At 73.2% G+C, this 18,884-nt stretch carries 20 protein-coding genes; 13 read left to right on the forward strand and 7 right to left on the reverse strand.

Annotated elements, in window-relative coordinates; translation table 11 throughout:
* Positions 1–36: 36 nt before the first annotated feature.
* Positions 37–978 carry a M56 family metallopeptidase gene (locus tag ACY0MR_RS31435; protein ID WP_388796447.1) on the reverse strand — a complete coding sequence of 314 codons (942 nt, stop codon included), beginning with the start codon at positions 976–978 and terminating at the stop codon, positions 37–39.
* 120 nt (positions 979–1,098) lie between these two features.
* Positions 1,099–1,710, reverse strand: a complete 612-nt coding sequence (locus tag ACY0MR_RS31440) for a DUF5134 domain-containing protein (protein WP_473556696.1) — start codon at positions 1,708–1,710, stop codon at positions 1,099–1,101.
* 171 nt (positions 1,711–1,881) lie between these two features.
* On the opposite strand from ACY0MR_RS31440, the gene ACY0MR_RS31445 reads away from it, so the two are divergent.
* From ACY0MR_RS31445 to ACY0MR_RS31470, 6 genes are all read left to right on the forward strand, one after another.
* Positions 1,882–2,433, forward strand: a complete 552-nt coding sequence (locus ACY0MR_RS31445; protein WP_473556698.1) for a GNAT family N-acetyltransferase — start codon at positions 1,882–1,884, stop codon at positions 2,431–2,433.
* A gap of 159 nt (positions 2,434–2,592) precedes the next feature.
* Entirely contained in the window at positions 2,593–4,008 is a 1,416-nt protein-coding gene (locus ACY0MR_RS31450; protein ID WP_388796453.1) for a DUF6421 family protein, read from the forward strand.
* 32 nt (positions 4,009–4,040) lie between these two features.
* On the forward strand, positions 4,041–4,805 hold the full coding sequence (locus tag ACY0MR_RS31455; protein WP_388796456.1) for an SDR family NAD(P)-dependent oxidoreductase: 765 nt from the start codon (positions 4,041–4,043) through the stop codon (positions 4,803–4,805).
* Positions 4,802–5,881: a threonine aldolase family protein gene (locus ACY0MR_RS31460; protein WP_361860209.1), complete on the forward strand. Its 1,080-nt coding sequence runs from the start codon at positions 4,802–4,804 to the stop codon at positions 5,879–5,881. The genes ACY0MR_RS31455 and ACY0MR_RS31460 overlap by 4 nt, the downstream gene beginning before the upstream one ends.
* 72 nt (positions 5,882–5,953) lie before the next feature.
* Positions 5,954–6,562, forward strand: coding sequence for a transglutaminase-like domain-containing protein (locus tag ACY0MR_RS31465; RefSeq protein WP_388796459.1), 609 nt, complete (start codon positions 5,954–5,956; stop codon positions 6,560–6,562).
* Positions 6,563–6,588: 26 nt separating this feature from the next.
* A complete protein-coding gene (locus tag ACY0MR_RS31470) occupies positions 6,589–7,281 on the forward strand; it encodes a B3/B4 domain-containing protein (RefSeq protein WP_473556702.1) in 693 nt (230 codons plus the stop codon).
* A gap of 78 nt (positions 7,282–7,359) precedes the next feature.
* On the opposite strand, the gene ACY0MR_RS31475 is transcribed toward ACY0MR_RS31470, so the two are convergent.
* Complete coding sequence (locus ACY0MR_RS31475; RefSeq protein WP_392203625.1) at positions 7,360–8,082, reverse strand: lysophospholipid acyltransferase family protein; 723 nt, start codon at positions 8,080–8,082, stop codon at positions 7,360–7,362.
* A gap of 224 nt (positions 8,083–8,306) precedes the next feature.
* Here ACY0MR_RS31475 and ACY0MR_RS31480 point away from each other — a divergent pair, with 224 nt between their 5' ends.
* The 5 genes from ACY0MR_RS31480 to ACY0MR_RS31500 all read left to right on the forward strand — a co-directional run bounded on the left by ACY0MR_RS31480 (position 8,307) and on the right by ACY0MR_RS31500 (position 12,871).
* Positions 8,307–8,648, forward strand: coding sequence for a TlpA family protein disulfide reductase (locus tag ACY0MR_RS31480; protein ID WP_451060420.1), 342 nt, complete (start codon positions 8,307–8,309; stop codon positions 8,646–8,648).
* 197 nt (positions 8,649–8,845) lie between these two features.
* Positions 8,846–9,376 carry a flavin reductase family protein gene (locus ACY0MR_RS31485; protein ID WP_361860198.1) on the forward strand — a complete coding sequence of 177 codons (531 nt, stop codon included), beginning with the start codon at positions 8,846–8,848 and terminating at the stop codon, positions 9,374–9,376.
* Positions 9,377–9,575: 199 nt separating this feature from the next.
* The gene (locus ACY0MR_RS31490; RefSeq protein ID WP_392862586.1) at positions 9,576–10,361 is read left to right on the forward strand and encodes an electron transfer flavoprotein subunit beta/FixA family protein; all 786 of its coding nucleotides are present in this window, start codon (positions 9,576–9,578) and stop codon (positions 10,359–10,361) included.
* Positions 10,362–10,447: 86 nt separating this feature from the next.
* Entirely contained in the window at positions 10,448–11,410 is a 963-nt protein-coding gene (locus ACY0MR_RS31495; protein WP_392862584.1) for an electron transfer flavoprotein subunit alpha/FixB family protein, read from the forward strand.
* Positions 11,411–11,581: 171 nt separating this feature from the next.
* A complete protein-coding gene (locus tag ACY0MR_RS31500; RefSeq protein WP_473556706.1) occupies positions 11,582–12,871 on the forward strand; it encodes a DUF6986 family protein in 1,290 nt (429 codons plus the stop codon).
* 49 nt (positions 12,872–12,920) lie between these two features.
* On the opposite strand, the gene ACY0MR_RS31505 is transcribed toward ACY0MR_RS31500, so the two are convergent.
* Complete coding sequence (locus ACY0MR_RS31505) at positions 12,921–13,955, reverse strand: LacI family DNA-binding transcriptional regulator (RefSeq protein ID WP_473556708.1); 1,035 nt, start codon at positions 13,953–13,955, stop codon at positions 12,921–12,923.
* Between the two features lie 195 nt (positions 13,956–14,150).
* Between ACY0MR_RS31505 and ACY0MR_RS31510 the strand changes: the two genes are divergently transcribed.
* Positions 14,151–15,095, forward strand: coding sequence for an ROK family protein (locus ACY0MR_RS31510; RefSeq protein ID WP_404083080.1), 945 nt, complete (start codon positions 14,151–14,153; stop codon positions 15,093–15,095).
* Between the two features lie 96 nt (positions 15,096–15,191).
* On the opposite strand, the gene ACY0MR_RS31515 is transcribed toward ACY0MR_RS31510, so the two are convergent.
* Positions 15,192–15,374 carry a hypothetical protein gene (locus ACY0MR_RS31515; RefSeq protein ID WP_148001444.1) on the reverse strand — a complete coding sequence of 61 codons (183 nt, stop codon included), beginning with the start codon at positions 15,372–15,374 and terminating at the stop codon, positions 15,192–15,194.
* Between the two features lie 155 nt (positions 15,375–15,529).
* Between ACY0MR_RS31515 and ACY0MR_RS31520 the strand changes: the two genes are divergently transcribed.
* Positions 15,530–16,564 carry an NUDIX hydrolase gene (locus tag ACY0MR_RS31520; protein ID WP_388796479.1) on the forward strand — a complete coding sequence of 345 codons (1,035 nt, stop codon included), beginning with the start codon at positions 15,530–15,532 and terminating at the stop codon, positions 16,562–16,564.
* Positions 16,565–16,594: 30 nt separating this feature from the next.
* Here ACY0MR_RS31520 and ACY0MR_RS31525 read toward each other — a convergent pair whose 3' ends face one another.
* The gene (locus ACY0MR_RS31525; protein ID WP_392862579.1) at positions 16,595–17,296 is read right to left on the reverse strand and encodes an MBL fold metallo-hydrolase; all 702 of its coding nucleotides are present in this window, start codon (positions 17,294–17,296) and stop codon (positions 16,595–16,597) included.
* An 85-nt stretch (positions 17,297–17,381) separates the two neighbouring features.
* Positions 17,382–18,746: a M20/M25/M40 family metallo-hydrolase gene (locus ACY0MR_RS31530; RefSeq protein ID WP_473556712.1), complete on the reverse strand. Its 1,365-nt coding sequence runs from the start codon at positions 18,744–18,746 to the stop codon at positions 17,382–17,384.
* Between the last annotated feature and the right edge of the window lie 138 nt (positions 18,747–18,884).

The raw sequence follows: 18,884 nt of genomic DNA on the forward strand, positions 1-18,884 counted from the left end.
GCGCCGTCGCGCCCGCCCGGACCGGCGGGCCCGCCGTCACCCCTGGCGCAGCGCGCTGAGCGCGGGGACGAAGGCCACGAGCACCGGGACCACCGGCACGAGGGAGGCCGCCGCCGTGAGCCGCAGGCGGCGGCCGGCGGTGAGCCGGGGGGCCGCGGTCAGCAGCCGGTTCACCCGGCGCGGCAGGTCGCCGTACGGTGCCTGGCCGGGGCCGAACACGCCCCGGTCCTCGTTGAGTTCGACCAGGGCCAGGGCGATCGTGAGCCGCCCGAACCGGCGCGAGGCCACATCGTCGGCGGCCAGCTCCACCAGCCGGTGCATCTCCTCGCGGAAGGCCGCGAAGACCGGGATCCCCGGGAATCCGGCGGCCAGTGCCGCCGAGGAGTGCAGCAGCCAGTCGTGCCGGGCGCGCGCGTGCCCCTGCTCGTGCGCCAGGACCGCGTCCAGCTGACGCCCCTTCAGGCGCCGCAGCGCCGCGGTCGTGATGACCAGCTGGGGCGTGCTCCCCGCGAGCCACCAGGCGTTCGGCCGCTCGCCCTCCAGGACCACGAGGCGCTCGCCGCCCTGCTGCTCGCCGGGGAGCAGGGGCGCGCGGACGAGGAGTTCGCAGCGGCGCTGCCTGCGGCGCGAGCGGGCCTGGCTGAACTCCCGGCCGAGCATGGCCCCGGTCCAGACCCCGCCGGCGGCCAGCGCCACCGCGAGCACCGCGGACCAGGGGCCGGTCGTGCCCAGCTGGTACGCGTCGATGACCGCGCGCGGCGCGGGGGCGAAGATCTGGCCCCGCACGGCCTGCCAGGCGGTCGACGCGCTGAACGTCATGGAGAGCGCGAAGCTCAGCAGCACGGCGCCGACCACGCACTGCCAGACCCAGAGGGCCACCACGGGTTCTCGCTCGACCCAGTCCGCCCGGGAGAGCAGCCGGGGGGCCGCGAGGGCGGTCAGGACGCCGAGCAGGAACAGCGCGAGGGAGACCCACATACGGCCAGCCTATGAGCGCCGTACTGGTCGGGGGTATGCCTCGGGGCGGCAAGTGACGTACGCCACGGTTTGGTTGGGCCCCGCCGGCCCCTCCGGGGGTGGCGGGACGCAGGGTGGGGATCAGAGCGCCACCAGCATGGCCAGGGTCGCGAGCGCCATCGACAGCCGGCAGGCGAGCGCCAGCTCGGGCCGCGCCGCCCAGGCGGGCCGCGGCCCGGGGCGACGCGGCGCCGGGACTCCGCCCGGCGGGGTGCCCGCGCCCGCCGTCGCAGGCGCGGGCACCCCGCCGGGCGCGAGCCTCGCGCCCGTGTGCAGCACGTAGACCGTGAAGTAGAGGAGGAGCGCGCCCGTGAGGACGGGGGTGCCGCCCGCCCCGCCCGCCGTGTGCCCCGCGTGCGCCCCCGCGCCCGGCGCCGCCATGGACACGGCCATGTAGACCATGGCGAGGGAGCCGACGACGTGGTGCAGATGGTGGCCGCCGCGCCGGACCCCGGCGAGGCCGTGCAGCGCGGCGCCGCCGAACACCGCCGCGTACACCGCCCAGCTCCACTCCGGGGGCGAGAGCGCCGCGGACGGCAGCGCCATCGACGCCATCCCGAAGCCCATCACGGTCTCGCCGCCCGCCGCCCGCCGCTCCTCCCCGGAGCAGGCACGCATCCGCAGCAGGCAGGAGAGGCCCGTCATCGCGCAGAGCGCGACCATCAGCCACCCGGGCAGGGCCGGTCCGTGCACGGCACACCACCCCCTCGACGCCGTCCCCTCCCCGGAGGATGCCCGCGGCCGGTCGGGCGCACGCGGGCGCACGGGCGCGCACAGGCGTACGAGGGGGAGCGAAAGAGACGGGCGTTAGGCTCGGGACGATCGCGTACGGCGATCGTCAGCACCGAGGGGAGCCCCGCTCACATGGACACCGCCACGTCGCAGGAGACCGGCAGGATCAGCTACCGCGAGGCGGTCCTGGACGACGTCCCCGCCCTCGTCCCGCTCGTCGAGTCGGCCTACCGCGGCGACGCCAGCCGGGGCGGCTGGACCACCGAGGCGGACATCCTCCAGGGGCAGCGCACCGACCCCGAGGGCGTGGCGGCCGTGATCACCGCGCCCGACAGCCGGCTCCTGGTCGTCGAGCGCGACGGCGGAATCGTCGCCTGCTGTCAGCTGGAGCACCGCGGCGAGGCCGCCTACTTCGGGATGTTCGCGGTCCGCCCGGAGCTCCAGGGCGCGGGTCTCGGCAAGCAGATCATCGCGGAGGCCGAGCGCCGGGTCCGCGAGCTGTGGGGCGCCCGCGAGATGCACATGACGGTGATCTCCGTGCGCGAGGAGCTGATCGCCTGGTACGAGCGCCGCGGCTACCGGCGCACGGGTCGGATGACCCCCTTCCCGTACGGCGACGACCGCTTCGGCCTGCCCCAGCGCGACGACCTGGAGTTCGAGCTCCTGGTGAAGCCGCTGGGGTGACGAAGGCGACGGAAGAGTGGCTTCCCCCCCCTGGCTGACAGGAAAAACTTCTGTGATCAGGGGGGTGGCGCAGGATAATTTCCCTTGCCCCCTCTTGTGGCCGAGAACCGTCCACGGTTACGGTGTCTTAACGCGAGGTTCTCCTGTGGAGGAAGAGGCATGACGGAAATTCTTGTGCAGGACGTGACTGGTGGGGCGATATCCACCGCCACCCGGGTGATCGACCACCCCGCCTGGCCCGAGCTCAAGAATGCCGTGGAGGAATTCCGTACCTGGCAGAGCGCGGACGGCTCCATCGACTTCGAGCGCGAGGACGCGCCCGCCCGGGCCCTGGTCGAGCTGACCCTGGACCGGGTCGCCGCCGCCGTCGAGCAGCTCTCCCCGCTCGTCCCGCACGACGACGCCTACCACCGCGCCCTCGTCGCCGACCTGCGCCGGTGGGCCGCGGGCGGCTTCGCCGTCCCGGACTTCCTGGACTCGCTGCTCGCCTTCCAGCCGGCCGCCGACCGCGTGGACGGGCTCCAGCATCTGGTGCTCTTCCCGATGTACACGCAGAACGGCAACCCCGACCGCAACCTCGAAGCCGTCGTGCTGCGCATGGTGTGGCCGGAGTGGCTCGCCGAGCTGGAGCGCACCCGCTACGACAACCCGCTGTTCTGCGGGATCACCTTCGAGGACTTCACCGCCGGGTACGACACCAACTCGGCCGTCCTCTTCCCGGAGACCATCGCCGTCCGCGAGGCCCCCGAGCGCTTCACCTGGGGCGGGATCTTCTGCGACCGCGAGGCCGCCCGCTTCCGCAAGGTCACCGAGGCCGCCGTCGACACCCTCGGCATCGAGCTGCCGACCGACATCGCCGCGATGATCGACGACCAGGAGCGCTGCGAGAAGGCCTTCGTGCTCTGGGACATGGTCCACGACCGCACCCACAGCCACGGCGACCTGCCCTTCGACCCCTTCATGATCAAGCAGCGCCAGCCGTTCTGGATGTACGGCCTGGAGGAGCTCCGCTGCGACCTCACCGCCTTCAAGGAGGCCGTGAAGCTGGAGGCCGAGGGCAACACCCACGGCCGTGACGTGCAGTACGCGGTGCTCTTCGACCGGATGTTCCGCTTCCCGCTCTCCGGCGACCGCAACCGCAACTACGACGGTCTGGGCGGCCAGCTCCTCTTCGCGTACCTCCACAAGAACGACGTGGTGCGCTGGACGGACAACACCCTCAAGATCGACTGGCAGCGTGCCCCCGAGGTCACCAACCAGCTCTGCGCCGACATCGAGAAGCTCTACCGCGACGGCATCGACCGTCCCAAGCTCGTCCACTGGTTCAAGGCGTACGAGCTCGTCTCCACCTACCTCGCCCCGCACCCGGGCTCGAAGTGGGCCAAGGGTCCCGACGCCCTCGACCTCTCCCTCCCGCCCCGCAAGCTCGTCGACGACGTGCTTCCGGACGAGTTTCCCCTCAGCATGTTCTTCGAGGCCCTCGCCAAGAAGCTGAAGGGCGTGATCGCCGACACGAAGGGGATCACCGCCGCCGGAGTCTCCCGGACCGAGCAGGCCGAGCGGGCCGCCGCGTGAGCGCTCGTACCGACGACACGGAGGAGTCGCCCATGACCGCCAACGGAAACGGCGGGCCGCTCGACGGCGCCGTCATCGCGGTGGCCGGTGCGGCCGGCCCGGCCGGCCGCGCGACCCTGATGCGCCTGGCCGAGGCCGGTGCGACCGTGGTCGGCGCCGACGCCGACCCGGCGCGCCTCGCGGAGGCCGTCGACGCCGCGGGCGAAGCCCACGGCGGCGCCGCCAAGGTCGTCGGCGACACCGTCGACCTGCTCGACCTCGACGCCACCCGTGACTGGGCCGCGAAGACCGAGAAGGAGTTCGGCCGCATCGACGGCCTGGTCCACCTGGTCGGCGGCTGGCGCGGCAGCTCCTCCTTCACGGAGACGGACATCGCGGACTGGGACTTCCTGGAGAAGCTCCTCATCCGCACCGTCCAGCACACCTCGCTCGCCTTCCACGACGGTCTGCTGCGGGCCGGCGGCCGCGGCCGGTACGCCCTGGTGAGCCAGGTCGGCGCGCACAAGCCGCTCGCCGGCAACGCCGCGTACAACGCGGGCAAGGCGGCAGCCGAGGCCTGGACGCTCGCGATGGCCGACTCGTTCCGCAAGCTGGGGGGCGACGACGGCCCGCAAGCCGCGGCTGCGATCCTGGTGATCAAGGCATTGGTGCACGACGCCATGCGCGCCGAGCGCCCCAACGCGAAGTTCGCGGGCTTCACCGACGTGAAGGACCTGGCCGACGAGATCGCCGGGCTCTGGGACAAGCCCGCCCAGGAAGTGAATGGACAGCGTCTGTGGCTGACCCCCAAGCCGTGACCGCGGCCCTCGGCCCCAGGACCGACGCGCGTCGTCACCACGACCCGTCGGTCCGGGGCTTCGCCAGCGACAACTACGCCGGCGCCCACCCCGAGGTCCTCGCGGCCCTCGCCCTCGCCAACGACGGCCACCAGGTCGCCTACGGAGAGGACCAGTACACCGAGCACCTGCAGCGGGTCATGCACGGCCACTTCGGCCCCACCGCCGAAGCCTTCCCCGTCTTCAACGGCACCGGCGCGAACGTGACCGCCCTCCAGGCGCTCACCGACCGCTGGGGCGCCGTCGTCTGCGCCGAGTCCGCACACATCAACGTGGACGAGGGCGGCGCGCCGGAGCGCATGGGCGGCCTCAAGCTGCTCACCGTGCCCACCCCGGACGGCAAGCTCACCCCCGAGCTCATCGACCGGCAGGCCTGGGGCTGGGAGGACGAGCACCGGGCGATGCCGCAGGTCGTCTCGATCACCCAGAACACCGAGCTGGGCACCGTCTACACGGTGGACGAGATCCGCGCGATCGTCGAGCACTCCCACGCCAAGGGCATGAAGGTGCACCTCGACGGGGCCCGGATAGCCAACGCCGCCGCCTCGCTCGACGTGCCTATGCGCGCCTTCACCAACGCGGTGGGCGTCGACGTCATCTCGTACGGCGGCACGAAGAACGGCATGCTCTTCGGCGAGGCGGTCGTGGTCCTGAACCCCGACGCGGTGAGCCACATGAAGCACCTGCGCAAGCTGTCCATGCAGCTCGCCTCGAAGATGCGCTTCGTGTCGGTGCAGCTGGAGGCCCTCCTCGCGAAGGACCTGTGGCTGCGCAACGCCCGGCACGCCAACGCCATGGCGCAGCGGCTCGCGGCCGGGGTGCGGGAGGTCGACGGGGTGGAGATCCTCTACCCCGTGCAGGCCAACGCGGTCTTCGCCCGCCTGCCGCACGAGGTCACCCGCCGGCTCCAGGAGCGGTTCCGCTTCTACTTCTGGGACGAGGCGGCCGGCGACGTGCGCTGGATGTGCGCCTTCGACACCACGGAGGACGACGTGGACTCCTTCCTCCAGGCGCTGAAGGAGGAGCTGGCCCGCTAGGGTCTGCATGAGTATGCGGCCGGACGGAAAGTCATTGACTTCCGTCCGGCCGTCTCCGTACGCTCCCCCCGCATGGAGCGCAGCGAACTCGTCCAGCAGAACCCCGACCTCACCGCCTATCTGGCCGCCGGCGAGGCCGTCGACCACGAGCATCCGGTGGTCCGGGCCGTCGTCCGGCGGCTCGCCGAACACCACCCCGACGCACACGCGTACGCGGAGGCGGCCTACCGGCATGTGCGCGACACGGTCCCGCACTCCGCCGACGCCGACGACCCCCGGGTCACCTGGCGCGCCTCCGACGTCCTGGAGCTGCGCACCGGCATCTGCTACGCCAAGTCGATCGCGTACGCCGCCCTCCTGCGGGCCCGCGGCATCCCGGCCGCCCTCTGCTACCAGCGGCTCGCCGAGGACGACGGCTCGCACCCGGTGCTCCACGGCCTCGTGGCCGTCCTGCTGCCGGGGGAGCGCCACTGGGCCCGCCAGGACGTGCGCGGGAACAGGCCCGGGCTGGACGCCCGGTTCTCCCTGGACGGGGAGCGGCTGGCCTGGACCGTCCGCCCGGAGTGCAACGAAGTGGATTATCCGGTGCTCTACACTGAACCGCCTACGGTCGTGCTGGCTGCGCTGCGCGCCGCGCCGGACCGGCCGTCCCTCTGGCGGACGCTCCCCACCGAGCTCTGACCCCGGACACCAGCGAACGGCGGACCATGACTCCCACGCTCACCGTCTCCGACGAGGTGCGCACCCTCGTACCCGGCTTCACGGCCCTGGTGGTCGAGGCCCACGGCCTGGTCAACGGGCCCGGCGACGAGGCCTCCTCGGCCCTCCTCGACGACGCCGCGCGCCGGCTCGCCGCGCGGCTGGACGGCCGCACCCCGGACCAGGACCCGCACATCGCCGCCTGGCGCGCCGCGTACTCCGCGTTCGGCGCCAAGCCCTCCCGCACCCGCAACTCAGCGGAGGCGCTCGCCCGGAGGGCGCTCGCCGACGGCGGACTGCCCCGGATCAACCGCCTCGTCGACGCCTACAACGCGGTGAGCGTCGCCCACCTCGTCCCGGTCGGCGGCGAGGACCTGGGCCGGATCAAGGGCGCCATGCGCCTGGTCCGCGCCGTCGGCGACGAACCCTTCGTCACCGCCGCGGGGGGCGCGGAGACGGTCGAGCACCCCGAGCCGGGGGAGATCGTCTGGTGCGACGAAGAGGGCGTGACCTGCCGCCGGTGGAACTGGCGCCAGGGTCCCCGCACCCGCATCGACGACGACACCGTCGACGCCTTCTTCCTCCTGGAGGCGCTGCCCCCGATGACCCGGGACGAGCTCCTGGCGGCGGGCACCGAGCTGGCGGAGTCGCTGGAGCGGCTCAGCCCGGGAGCCCGGATCACCGTCCACGCGCCGGAGTGACGATGCGGCGGGCCGCCCCCGGCACCGCCCCGCCGTCGGCCGGCGCGTCCCGTCCGCCGGCCGGCGTCCCGCCGTGCGTCAGCCGGCGTCCTTGACCTCGGCCGGCGTCGGCGCCGTGCCCCCGAGGTGCGCGGGCACCCACCACGTGTCGTTCGCGTCCTTGGGGCGGACCGGGTAGGCCCGCTGAGCGGCTTCCAGGAGCTCCTGGACGCGCCCGCGCAGCCGCCGGGTGATGGCGCCCGCGTACTGGTCGGCGGGAGCCTCCATGGGCTCGCCGACGCGGATGGTCACCGGGATGTGGCTGCGCTTGAAGTTGCGCGGCCGGCCCTTGGTCCACACCCGCTGCGTGCCCCAGAGCGCCATCGGGACCAGCGGGACCCCGGCCTCCTGGGCGAGCCGCGCCGCACCCGTCTTGAAGGCCTTGAGCGTGAAGGACTGGGAGATGGTCGCCTCGGGGAACACGCCGATGATCTCGCCGGCCTTCAGCGACTCCAGGGCGTGCCGGTAGGCGTGCTCGCCCGCCGAGCGGTCCACCGGGATGTGCTTCATGCCGCGCATGAGCGGCCCCGAGACCTTGTGGCGGAAGACCGAGTCCTTCGCCATGAAGCGCACCAGGCGCTTCTGCGGCAGCGCGGCCAGGCCCGTGAAGATGAAGTCCAGATAGCTGATGTGATTGGAGACGAGCACCGCGCCGCCCGTGCGCGGGATGTGCTCCGAACCCTGCGTGTCGATCTTCAGGTCGAGCGCCTTGAACATCGTCAGAGCGGCGCCGATGACCGGCCGATACACGAGTTCTGCCATCGGAGAGGAACCCTTCTTCTGTGCCTGGGGAGGGTTCTCCCGGCGAAGTTACGCAGCCGTAGGTTTTCGGCTTTGGGCAGATGGTGCCCCATGTGGGCCGCCGAGACCAGCCCAGGCGGCTTCGTACAGGGAGATTCTCGTCACTCGCGGTGGCCATGGCGGGAATCGATCGCCCTCGTGCGACGCTGCACCAGGGGAGACGGCCGACGGAAGAGGGGGCAGGGGTGACCGACACACCCGGAACCGACACACCCGGAACCGACACGCTGGGACCCGAGGTGCTCGGATCGCCGCTGGGGGAGCGCGCCACCCTCGTCCAGTTCTCCACCGCGTTCTGCCAGCCCTGCCGGGCCACCCGGCGCACGCTCGCCGAGGTCGCCGCGATGGTCCCGGGCGTCGGGCACGTGGAGATCGACGCCGAGGAACGGCTCGATCTCGTGCGCGGACTCGGCATCGCCAGGACCCCCACCGTCCTCGTCCTGGACCGGCACGGCCGCGTCGTCCGCCGGGCCGCCGGGCAGCCGCGCCGGGCCGACGTCATCGCGGCCCTCGGGCGGGCGGTCTGACGCCGTGACACTTCTCCCACAATCCGGTACGCACTTGACTGCACGCGGCAACGATCGCCACTCTGGCGGGGTGCCCCAGGAACTCCTTCTCTACGGCCGGACCCATGTGGACCTGGCCCGCAACGCGAGCGCGCGCTGTCCGGGCGTCTGACGACCCCCGGACCTCTCTCATGCCGCCCTCGCAGAAGGACAACTCCATGACGGTCACGCCCGATCTCCGACCCGCCGCCGTTCCCACCGTCGGCGCGCCCCGGCAGGCCTCGCCCGATCTGCTCCGCTCCGTCTTCCGCCGGCACGCCGCCGGCGTCGCGGTCGTCACCGCGCACGGGGAGCGACCCGTCGGTTTCACCGCGACCTCGCTCAACTCCGTCGCCGCCGAACCCCCGCTCCTCTCCTTCGGGGTGGGCACGACCTCCTCCAGCTGGCCGGTGCTCGCCGAGGCCGAGCACATCGGCGTCCACATACTCGGCGAGCACCAGCAGGAGCTCGCGGCCACCTTCGCCCGCAGCGGGGCCGACCGCTTCGGCGCGGGGACGCGCTGGAGCGTGGGGCCCGAGGGCGTGCCGGTGCTCGACGGCGTCCTGGCCTGGCTCGTCTGCCGCGTGGTCGCGCGGGTGCCCGCCGGAGACCACCGGATCGTGATCGCCCAGGCGGTCGCCGGGGACCCGGACGGGGCCGGCCGGCCGCTGCTCTACCATCACGGTCGCTTCAACGCGCTGCGCGACTGAGAGTTCCCGCGCGCGCCGCTCTCCGCGCGTTGGGCAGATCACATCGCTGAGCGCTTGCTTACTGGTAACGGACTGGGTGTACTGGCGAGTAATATTCCGGTCGGGGCGTCCGGCGCCCCGACCGGAAACCCGCCCTTCAGGCGCCTATGCTGCGAGCAACAAGGCAGCCCCGTTATGACGATGCAGTAGGAGAGCCGGCGTGAGCTTGAGGATCGTTGTCTGTGTGAAGTACGTGCCCGACGCGACCGGAGACCGTAAGTTCGCGGACGACCTGACGGTCGACCGCGACGACGTCGACGGCCTGCTGTCGGAGCTCGACGAGTACGCCGTCGAGCAGGCACTGCAGATCGCCGAGGAGGCGGACGACGCCGAGGTCACCGTGCTGACGGTCGGCCCCGAGGACGCCAAGGACGCGCTGCGCAAGGCGCTCTCGATGGGCGCCGACAAGGCCGTCCACGTCGAGGACGACGACCTGCACGGCACCGACGTCATGGGCACCTCGCTGGTGCTCGCCAAGGCGATCGAGAAGACGGGCTACGACGTCGTCATCGCCGGCATGGCCTCCACCGACGGCACCATGGGTGTCCTCCCGGCCATCCTCGCCGAGCGCCTGGGCGTCCCGCAGGTCACCCTGCTCTCCGAGGTCTCCGTCGAGGACGGCGTCGTGAAGGGCCGCCGCGACGGCGACACGGCCTCCGAGCAGCTGGAGGCCTCCCTCCCGGCGGTCGTCTCGGTGACCGACCAGTCGGGCGAGGCGCGCTACCCCTCCTTCAAGGGCATCATGGCCGCGAAGAAGAAGCCGGTGGAGTCCCTGGAGCTGGACGACCTGGACATCGACGCGGACGAGGTCGGCCTGGCCGGCGCCTGGACCGCGGTCGACTCCGCCGCCGAGCGTCCGGCGCGCACCGCCGGCACGATCGTCAAGGACGAGGGCGAGGGCGGCAAGCAGCTCGCCGCCTTCCTTGCGGAGCAGAAGTTCATCTAGGAGGCAGTCTCGCGGGCCAGAAGTTCATCTAAGGCTCGCGCGAGCCCCTCAGACCGCCCCTTTCGTTCGCAGGAGATTGAAGTCCCATGGCTGAGATTCTCGTCTACGTCGACCACGTCGACGGAGCCGTCCGCAAGCCCACCCTGGAGCTGCTGACCCTCGCCCGCCGCATCGGCGAGCCGGTCGCCGTCGCGCTGGGCAACGGCGCCGCCGACACCGCGGCCGTGCTGGCCGAGCACGGTGCGGTGAAGGTCCTCACGGCCGACGCCCCCGAGTTCACCGACTACCTCGTCGTCCCGAAGGTCGACGCCCTCCAGGCCGCGCACGCGGCCGTCTCCCCGGCGGCGGTGCTCGTCCCGTCCTCCGCCGAGGGCAAGGAGATCGCCGCCCGCCTCGCGGTGCGCATCGGCTCCGGCATCATCACCGACGCCGTCGACCTGGAGGCCGGTGACGAGGGCCCGGTCGCGACGCAGTCCGCGTTCGCCGCCTCCTTCACCACCAAGTCGCGCGTCTCCAAGGGCACCCCGGTCATCACGGTCAAGCCGAACTCGGCTCCCGTCGAGGCCGCCCCCGCCGCCGGCGCCGTCGAGGCCCTCGCGGTCTCCTTCGGCGAGCTGGCCACCGGCACCAAGGTGACCGCGCGCACCCCGCGCGAGTCCACCGGCCGTCCGGAGCTGACCGAGGCCGCGATCGTGGTCTCCGGCGGCCGTGGCGTCAACGGTGCCGAGAACTTCGGCGTCATCGAGGCCCTCGCCGACTCGCTCGGCGCCGCCGTCGGCGCCTCGCGCGCCGCCGTGGACGCCGGCTGGTACCCGCACTCCAACCAGGTCGGCCAGACCGGCAAGTCGGTCTCGCCGCAGCTGTACATCGCCTCCGGCATCTCCGGCGCGATCCAGCACCGCGCGGGCATGCAGACCTCGAAGACGATCGTCGCGATCAACAAGGACGCCGAGGCGCCGATCTTCGACCTCGTCGACTACGGCGTGGTGGGCGACCTCTTCGACGTCGTCCCGCAGCTGACCGAAGAGGTCAAGTCCCGCAAGGGCTGATCTTGCTCCGCAGGGCTGACCTGCGCTTCTGTACGGCCCGGGGGCCGCGTGGTGAGGATCGCCGCGCGGCCCCCGGTCGTTTCGGACAACCATTGACTCAGGTCCCGAGGGGCTACTAACTTCACCATACGGATTGTTGATTCCGTGAAGCGGAAAGATGGAGGATCTGGGATGGGTCAGCAGGAGAAGGTGTCGACGAGCCTCGCGGGCGCGGTCAGCGAGGGCATCAGCGCCTCCCTCGCGGCGGTGGACGCCGAGCTGGACCGGCGCTACCCGGGAGACCCCGGCACCCGCCAGCCCGTCCACACGGTCTACGTCCCCGGAAACCTCTTCGACGCCGGCACCGTCCGCTCCTGGGGCGACCAGGCCCTCGCCGCGCTCGACGAGCACGCCCCCGACGCGGCCTCCTTCGCGGCCGTCCTCGGCCTCTCCGACGCCCTCGCCGAGGACGTCCACGCCCGCGTACGGGCCAAGCTGCAGCGCGAGCCGATCGAGGACCTCCGGGTCGACTTCGAGGACGGCTACGCCGGCGCCGACGAGGACCAGGACGCCGCCCGCGCCGCCCGGCTGATCTCCGAGGCGTACCGGAACGGCACGGCCGCCCCGTACATGGGCATCCGGATGAAGTGCATGGAATCGGCCGTTCGCGACCGGGGCATCCGCACCACCGACGTCTTCCTCACCGGCCTCCTGGAGAACGGCGGCCTGCCCGACGGCCTCGTCCTCACCCTCCCGAAGGTCACCTACCCCGAGCAGGTCTCCGCCTTCGTCCGCCTCCTGGAGGAGTTCGAGAAGGCCCACGGCCTGGACGCCGGACGCCTCGGCTTCGAGATCCAGATCGAGACCAGCCAGTCCATCCTCGCGACCGACGGGACCGCCGCCGTCGCCCGCATGATCGGCGCCGCCGAGGGCCGCGCCACCGGGCTGCACTACGGCACCTTCGACTACAGCGCCTGCCTCGGCGTCTCCGCCGCCTACCAGGCCAGCGACCACCCGGCCGCCGACCACGCCAAGGCGATCATGCAGGTCGCCGCCGCGGGCACCGGCGTACGCGTCTCCGACGGCTCCACCAACGTCCTGCCGGTCGGCTCCACCGAGCACGTCCACGAGGCCTGGCGCCTGCACTACGGCCTCACCCGCCGCGCCCTCGCCCGCGCCTACTACCAGGGCTGGGACATGCACCCGGGGCACATCCCCACCCGCTACGCCGCCGTCTTCGCCTTCTACCGCGAGGGCTTCGAGGCCGCCGCCAAGCGCCTCTCCGCGTACGCCAACCACGCCGGCGGCGACGTCATGGACGAGCCGGCGACGGCCAAGGCGCTCAGCTCCTACCTGCTGCGCGGCATCGACTGCGGCGCCCTCGACACCGCCGAGGTCGACGCCCTCACCGGCATGGACCGGGCCGCCCTCGACCGCTTCGCGGCCCCGCGACGCGGTGACCTGACGGCCTCCGCCGAGTAGCCGGGACCCCGTCGGGGCCCGCCGCGCCGGCGGCCCCGACGGGCCCCGTTCAGCGGGCCGTCGGCGGGATCTCGCCCGAGCCGCGGGCCACCAGCGTCGTGCCGAGCACCACCCGCTCCGGCGCGTCCTCGACCCCGTCCAGGCGACGGAAGAGACGCTCCGCCGCCGTCCGGCCGAGGGCCGCCGCGTCCTGGGCGATCACGGTGATGCCGAGCAGGTCGGCCAGCTCCATGTCGTCGAAGCCGACCAGGGCCACCGGCCGCGGATGCCCCGCCAGGGTGCGGACCACCGTCACCATCACCCGGTTGTTGCCCGCGAACAGTGCCGTCACGGGCTCCGGGGCCGCCAGCATGCCCCGTACGGCCGCCGCCACCCGCTCCGGCTCCGTGGAGCCCGGCGAGACCCAGGCCTCGTCGACCGGCAGCCCCGCGTCCTCCATCGCCGAGCGGTAGCCGCGCAGCCGCTCGGACGCGGTGTGGATGCGGGGCCGGTCGCCGATGAAGCCGATCCTGTGGTGGCCGTGCGCGATCAGGTGCGCCACCCCGTCGCGCGCCCCGCCGAAGCTGTCGGACAGCACGGCGTCGACGTCGAGCCGCCCCGCGGGGCGGTCGACGAAGACGGTGGCCACGCCCGCCCTGATCTCGGGCTCCAGGTACCGGTGGTCGTCGCCCGCGGGAATGACGATCAGCCCGTCGACCCGCCGCGCGCAGAGGGCGAGCGCCAGCTCCTGCTCCCGGTCGGGGTCCTCGGCGCTCGAACCGTTGATGAGCAGCGCCCCGTGCGCCCGGGCGACCTCCTCGACCGCCCGGCTCAGCGGCCCGTAGAACGGGTCGGCGAGATCCTCCAGGACCAGGCCCACGGTCGCCGTCCTGCCCTTGCGCAGCACCCGCGCACTGTCGTTGCGGCGGAAGCCGAGGATCTCGATGGCCTCCTGGACCCGCCGCTCGGTGTCCGGGGTGACCCCGGCCTCGCCGTTCACCACACGGGACACCGTCTTCAGGCCGACGCCCGCGCGCGCGGCGACGTCCTTCATCGTGGGCCGGTTGCCGTAGCGGTGTTCGGTGCGGCGGGCGATGTCGGCCACGGTGCGCGGTTCCTCCGTCGAAGGCGGGTCGTCCGGCCGGAGGCGAGTGGTGCGGCCGGTCGTACGGGGGCGTCCGATCGACTCCCTGGCCGCATCATAGGGCCTGGACAACGTTGTCACCGGCGGGGAGAATGGACGGAACGGGACACGAAGGACCCGGTTCCGCCTCCGCCGCCGACGGGAGACCCCTCGCCCATGCAGACCGATCCCGCCGCGGGCCCCGCCGACGGCCTCGTCGTCGCCCTCGACATCGGGGGAACCAAGATCGCCGGCGCCCTGGTCGACGGAGCGGGGCGCATCCGCGTCCGCGGCCGGCGGCCCACGCCCGCGCGTGAGGACGGCGAGACGGTGATGGCCGCGGTCGAGGAGGTGCTCGCCGAGCTCGCGGTCTCGCCCCTGTGGGAGTCCGCCGCGGCGGTCGGCATCGGCAGCGCCGGCCCGGTCGACGCGCACCGGGGGACCGTCAGCCCGGTCAACGTGCCCGGCTGGCGCGACTTCCCGCTCGTCGAGCGGGTCCACAAGGCGGCCGGCGGCCGCCCCGTCACCCTGGTCGGCGACGGCGTCGCCATGACGGCGGCCGAGCACTGGCTGGGCGCCGCCCGCGGTCACGACAACGCCCTCTGCCTGGTGGTCTCCACCGGGGTCGGCGGCGGCCTCGTGCTCGACGGCAGACTTCACCCGGGCCCCACCGGAAACGCCGGCCACATCGGCCACATCGCGGTGGACCTGGACGGCGAGCCCTGCGCCTGCGGCGGACGCGGCTGCGTCGAACGCATCGCCGGCGGCCCGCACATCGCCCGCCGCGCCCTGGAGAACGGCTGGCGCCCCGGCCCCGGCGGCGACGCCTCGGCGGCCGCCGTGGCCGCGGCCGCGCACGCGGGCGACCCGGTGGCGCTGGCCTCGTTCGAGCGGGCGGCCCAGGCCCTGGCGGCGGGCATCGCCGCGACGGCGACCCTCGTCGAGATCGACATCGCGGTCGTCGGCGGTGGGGTGGCGGGCGCCGGCGAGGTGCTCTTCGCGCCGCTGCGCCGCTTCCTCGCCGCGTACGCCACCCTCGACTTCGTCCGGGACCTGACCGTGGTCCCGGCCCTCACGGGCACCGACGCGGGCCTCCTGGGCGCCGCCGCGGCGGCCTCCTGACCCGGGCTCGGCCGGCGGGGGCTCGACCGCCCGTCCCCGGACCCGGCGGCCGGGGCCCCACCGCCGCCGCTCGGGGGCCCGGCCGGACGGCCCGGGTCACTCCTCGCGTACGCGCTCCGGCGTCCGCTGCTCGACGATCACCAGGAAGGTGTCGGACTCCAGGTCCATGACGACCCGGGCCGGCACCCCCTCGTCCCGCCGCGCACCGGCGAACTCCTCCGCCGGCCAACTGCCCCGCGGGCCGCCGGCCGGAAAGCGCTCCAGAACCCTACGGCTCATGCTCCGCACCCCCTCGTGCTCGACGTTCTCAACGACACCCGCGCGGAAGTGTCACGCACATGCCCACGGGGACGCATATGCCAGGACATGCGTTCGTGGTTTTCGTGGCAGGGTGTTGGGGGCAATCCACAGGGGGCCGTCGAAGAGGGGGAAACGTGATCGTCTGGGTCAACGGTGCGTTCGGTGCGGGGAAGTCCAGCACCGCGCGCGAGCTGGTCGATCTGATCCCGAACAGCACGCTGTACGACCCCGAGGTCACCGGCGGGGGCCTGCGCGGCCTCCTCCCGGCCAAGCGGCTCGCCGAGGTCGAGGACTACCAGGACCTGCCGATCTGGCGCCGGTTGGTGGTCGACACCGCCGCCGCCCTGCTCGCCGAGGTCGGCGGCGTCCTGGTCGTCCCCATGACCCTGCTGCGCCAGGAGTACCGGGACGAGATCTTCGGCGGGCTCGCCGCCCGCCGCATCGACGTCCGCCATGTGCTGCTCGCCCCGGAGGAAACGATCCTGCGGCAACGGATCGACGGCCGGTCCGAGTACGGCGACCCCGACGTCGACGCCCGGGTCCGCGCGTGGTGCCACGGCCACCTCCAGCCGTACCGGGACGCGCTCGACTGGCTCACCGGGGACGCGTACACCCTCGACACCTCGGCGCTCACGGCGGCCGAGGCCGCCCGGTCCGTCGCCGACGCCGTCCTGGCCGGCCGCGCCGCCCCCTGCGGCATCGTCCAGACCCCGGAACCCACCGGCCAGACCGTCGCCGCCGGAGTCCTGCTCTTCGACGACCGGGACCGCTTCCTCCTGGTCGACCCCACGTACAAGCCCGGCTGGGAGTTCCCCGGCGGGGTCGTCGAGACCGGCGAACCCCCGGCCCGCGCCGGCATGCGCGAGGTCGCCGAGGAGATAGGCCACGAACTCGACACCGTGCCCCGCCTCCTGCTGGTCGACTGGGAGCGCCCCCAGCCCCCGGGACACGGCGGGCTCCGGCTCCTCTTCGACGGCGGCACCCTCGACCCGGCCGACACCGAACGCCTCCGGCTGCCCGGCGCCGAACTCCGCGACTGGCGCTTCGTCACCGAGGAGGAGGCGGCCGACCTCCTGCCCCCCGTCCGCTACCGCCGCCTCCGCTGGGCCCTGCGCGCCCGGGAGCGCGGCACCGTGCTCAATCTGGAGGCCGGGAACCCGGTGGGCTGACGGCGCCCCGCCGGGCTCCCGTCGGGACGGTCAGGCCGCCGCCTCGGCCGCCGCAGCGGTGAGCCGCGCCGCCGTCTCCGAGGTCACCGGCGCACCGTGGCCGCAGCACAGCACCGAGGGCTCCAGCTTCGCCAGCAGCCGCATCGACGCGGCGGCCGCCGCCCGGTCGACGTGGAACACGCCGAACATGACGTCCGGCACCGACGCCACCGTGTCCCCGGCGAACAGCACCCCGTGGCGCGGCAGATGGACGGCGAGGGAGCCGGGGGTGTGGCCCGGCACGTGCACCACCACCGCGCCGTCGCCGAAGTCGAGCACCTCGCCGTCCCGGACCTCCCGGTCCACCCGGGTCGGCGGGGCCTCCGGGACGGTCAGCCCGTGCGCGAAGAGCGGCACCTCCCAGTCCAGCAGGTGCGGCTCCGGCACCGGCGCCTCGCCCCGGATCACCGGCGCGTCGAGGCCGTGTGCCAGGATCTCGGCCCCGTGCCGGTCCGCCAGCTCCTGGGCCGCGCCCACGTGGTCGCGGTGGCAGTGCGTCAGCACGATGCGGCGCAGCCGGTCGGGGTCCAGGCCGGCGGACCGTATCGCCGCCGCCGTCCCGTCGGCGGTGCCGGCCCAGCCGGCGTCGATCAGGGTCAGCTCCCCGTCGTCCTGCCAGAGATAGGACTGGCCGACGGAGTGGTCGAGGAGGTGCAGTCGCGGGGTGATCCTGGTCGGTTCGATGGATGCCATACGGCGAACCTACGCATCCGCGCAGGTCCGCCGTACCCCTCTACGCTCTCCGCGAGCTTCGCCCGACGCTGAACGGCGTCGCGCGTCAGTTCTGCTTCGAGCGCGCGTAGTTGACCAGGAAGTGGGCCTCGGCGACCGAGAGCCGCTCCAGCTCGTCCGGCGACACGGACTCGTTGGGCGCGTGGATCTGCGCCTCCGGCTCGCTCAGACCGATGAGCAGGATCTCCGACTCCGGGTACAGCGAGGCCAGCGTGTTGCACAGCGGGATCGAGCCGCCCATGCCCGCCGTCTGCATCTCCTGGCCGGGGTACGCGACCCGCATCGCCTCGGCCATCGAGGCGTACGCGGGGCTCGACGTGTCCGCCTGGAACGGCTGGCCCTGGCCGACCTGTTCGAGCGAGACCCGGGCGTTCCACGGGGTGTGCTTCTCGATGTGCGCGAAGAGCAGCTTCGTCACCTCGGCCGAGTCCAGGCCCGGCGGCACGCGCAGGCTGATCTGGGCGCGGGCCGACGACGGGATCGACGGGGTCGCCCCGGCCACCGGGTGGCAGTCGATGCCGATGACGGTGACGGCGGGACGCGCCCAGATCCGGTCGGCGACCGTTCCGGTGCCCGGCAGCGTCAGCCCGGCGAGGACCTTGGCGTCCTGGCGGAAGTCCTCCTCCGGGTACTGCAGTCCCTCCCACACCTGGTCGCCCGGCAGCCCGTCGATGACGGTCGAGCCGTCCGGGCCGCGCAGCGAGTCCAGGACGCGGATCAGCGCGGCGAGCGCGTCCGGGGCCGCGCCGCCGAACTGACCGGAGTGCAGGTTGCCCTCCAGGGTGTCGATCCCCACCCGGATCATCGTCATGCCGCGCAGGGTCGCGGTCACGGTCGGCAGCCCGACCCGGAAGTTGCCCGCGTCGCCGATCACGATCGCGTCGGAGGCGAGCAGTTCGGGGTGCTGCTCCGCGTACCGCTCCAGGCCTCCGGTGCCCTGCTCCTCGGAACCCTCGACGATCACCTTCACCGTCACGGGGACGCCGCCGTTCGCCTTGAGGGCGCGCAGCGCGAGCAGGTGCAGGATGAAGCCGCCCTTGCAGTCGGCGGTGCCGCGGCCGTACCAGCGGCCGTCCCGCTCGGTCAGCTCGAACGGCGGGGTGAGCCAGGCGGACTCGTCCAGCTTCGGCTGCACGTCGTAGTGCGCGTACAGCAGGACGGTCGGCGCGCCGGCCGGGCCGGGCAGGACGCCGTAGACCGACTGCGAGCCGTCCGGGGTGTCCAGCAGGGCCACGTCCCGGAAGTCCTCCGCGCGCAGCGCGTCCGCGACCCAGTTCGCGGCGCCCTCGCACTCGCTGCGGGGCGCCACGGCCTCGTCCGCCACCGACTCGAAGGCCACCAGCTGCGTGAGCTCGGCCTTGGCCCGGGGCATCAGGGACCGGACGGTCTCGGCGATCGGATTCGAGGTCATGGGCACGCTCCTGGTGGGTGCGACGTTTACGACGTAGGGACGGTGTTCGGCGTATGTCGTGGTACGGCGAACGCACCGCCGATCCTACGGCGCGGGCCTCTGGCTACCGCGCCGTAGGATGCGTCAGGAGCAGACCAC

The sequence above is a fragment of the Streptomyces sp. JN8 genome (genome assembly GCF_055808075.1).

Coding starts and splice junctions, on each gene's coding strand:
- ACY0MR_RS31435 (WP_388796447.1), bottom strand. CDS start 978: ATGTGGGTCTCCCTCGCGCTGTTCCTGCTCGGCGTCCTGACCGCCCTC.
- ACY0MR_RS31445 (WP_473556698.1), top strand. CDS start 1,882: ATGGACACCGCCACGTCGCAGGAGACCGGCAGGATCAGCTACCGCGAG.
- ACY0MR_RS31450 (WP_388796453.1), top strand. CDS start 2,593: ATGACGGAAATTCTTGTGCAGGACGTGACTGGTGGGGCGATATCCACC.
- ACY0MR_RS31455 (WP_388796456.1), top strand. CDS start 4,041: ATGACCGCCAACGGAAACGGCGGGCCGCTCGACGGCGCCGTCATCGCG.
- ACY0MR_RS31465 (WP_388796459.1), top strand. CDS start 5,954: ATGGAGCGCAGCGAACTCGTCCAGCAGAACCCCGACCTCACCGCCTAT.
- ACY0MR_RS31470 (WP_473556702.1), top strand. CDS start 6,589: ATGACTCCCACGCTCACCGTCTCCGACGAGGTGCGCACCCTCGTACCC.
- ACY0MR_RS31475 (WP_392203625.1), bottom strand. CDS start 8,082: ATGGCAGAACTCGTGTATCGGCCGGTCATCGGCGCCGCTCTGACGATG.
- ACY0MR_RS31485 (WP_361860198.1), top strand. CDS start 8,846: ATGACGGTCACGCCCGATCTCCGACCCGCCGCCGTTCCCACCGTCGGC.
- ACY0MR_RS31495 (WP_392862584.1), top strand. CDS start 10,448: ATGGCTGAGATTCTCGTCTACGTCGACCACGTCGACGGAGCCGTCCGC.
- ACY0MR_RS31500 (WP_473556706.1), top strand. CDS start 11,582: ATGGGTCAGCAGGAGAAGGTGTCGACGAGCCTCGCGGGCGCGGTCAGC.
- ACY0MR_RS31510 (WP_404083080.1), top strand. CDS start 14,151: ATGCAGACCGATCCCGCCGCGGGCCCCGCCGACGGCCTCGTCGTCGCC.
- ACY0MR_RS31515 (WP_148001444.1), bottom strand. CDS start 15,374: ATGAGCCGTAGGGTTCTGGAGCGCTTTCCGGCCGGCGGCCCGCGGGGC.
- ACY0MR_RS31525 (WP_392862579.1), bottom strand. CDS start 17,296: ATGGCATCCATCGAACCGACCAGGATCACCCCGCGACTGCACCTCCTC.
- ACY0MR_RS31530 (WP_473556712.1), bottom strand. CDS start 18,746: ATGACCTCGAATCCGATCGCCGAGACCGTCCGGTCCCTGATGCCCCGG.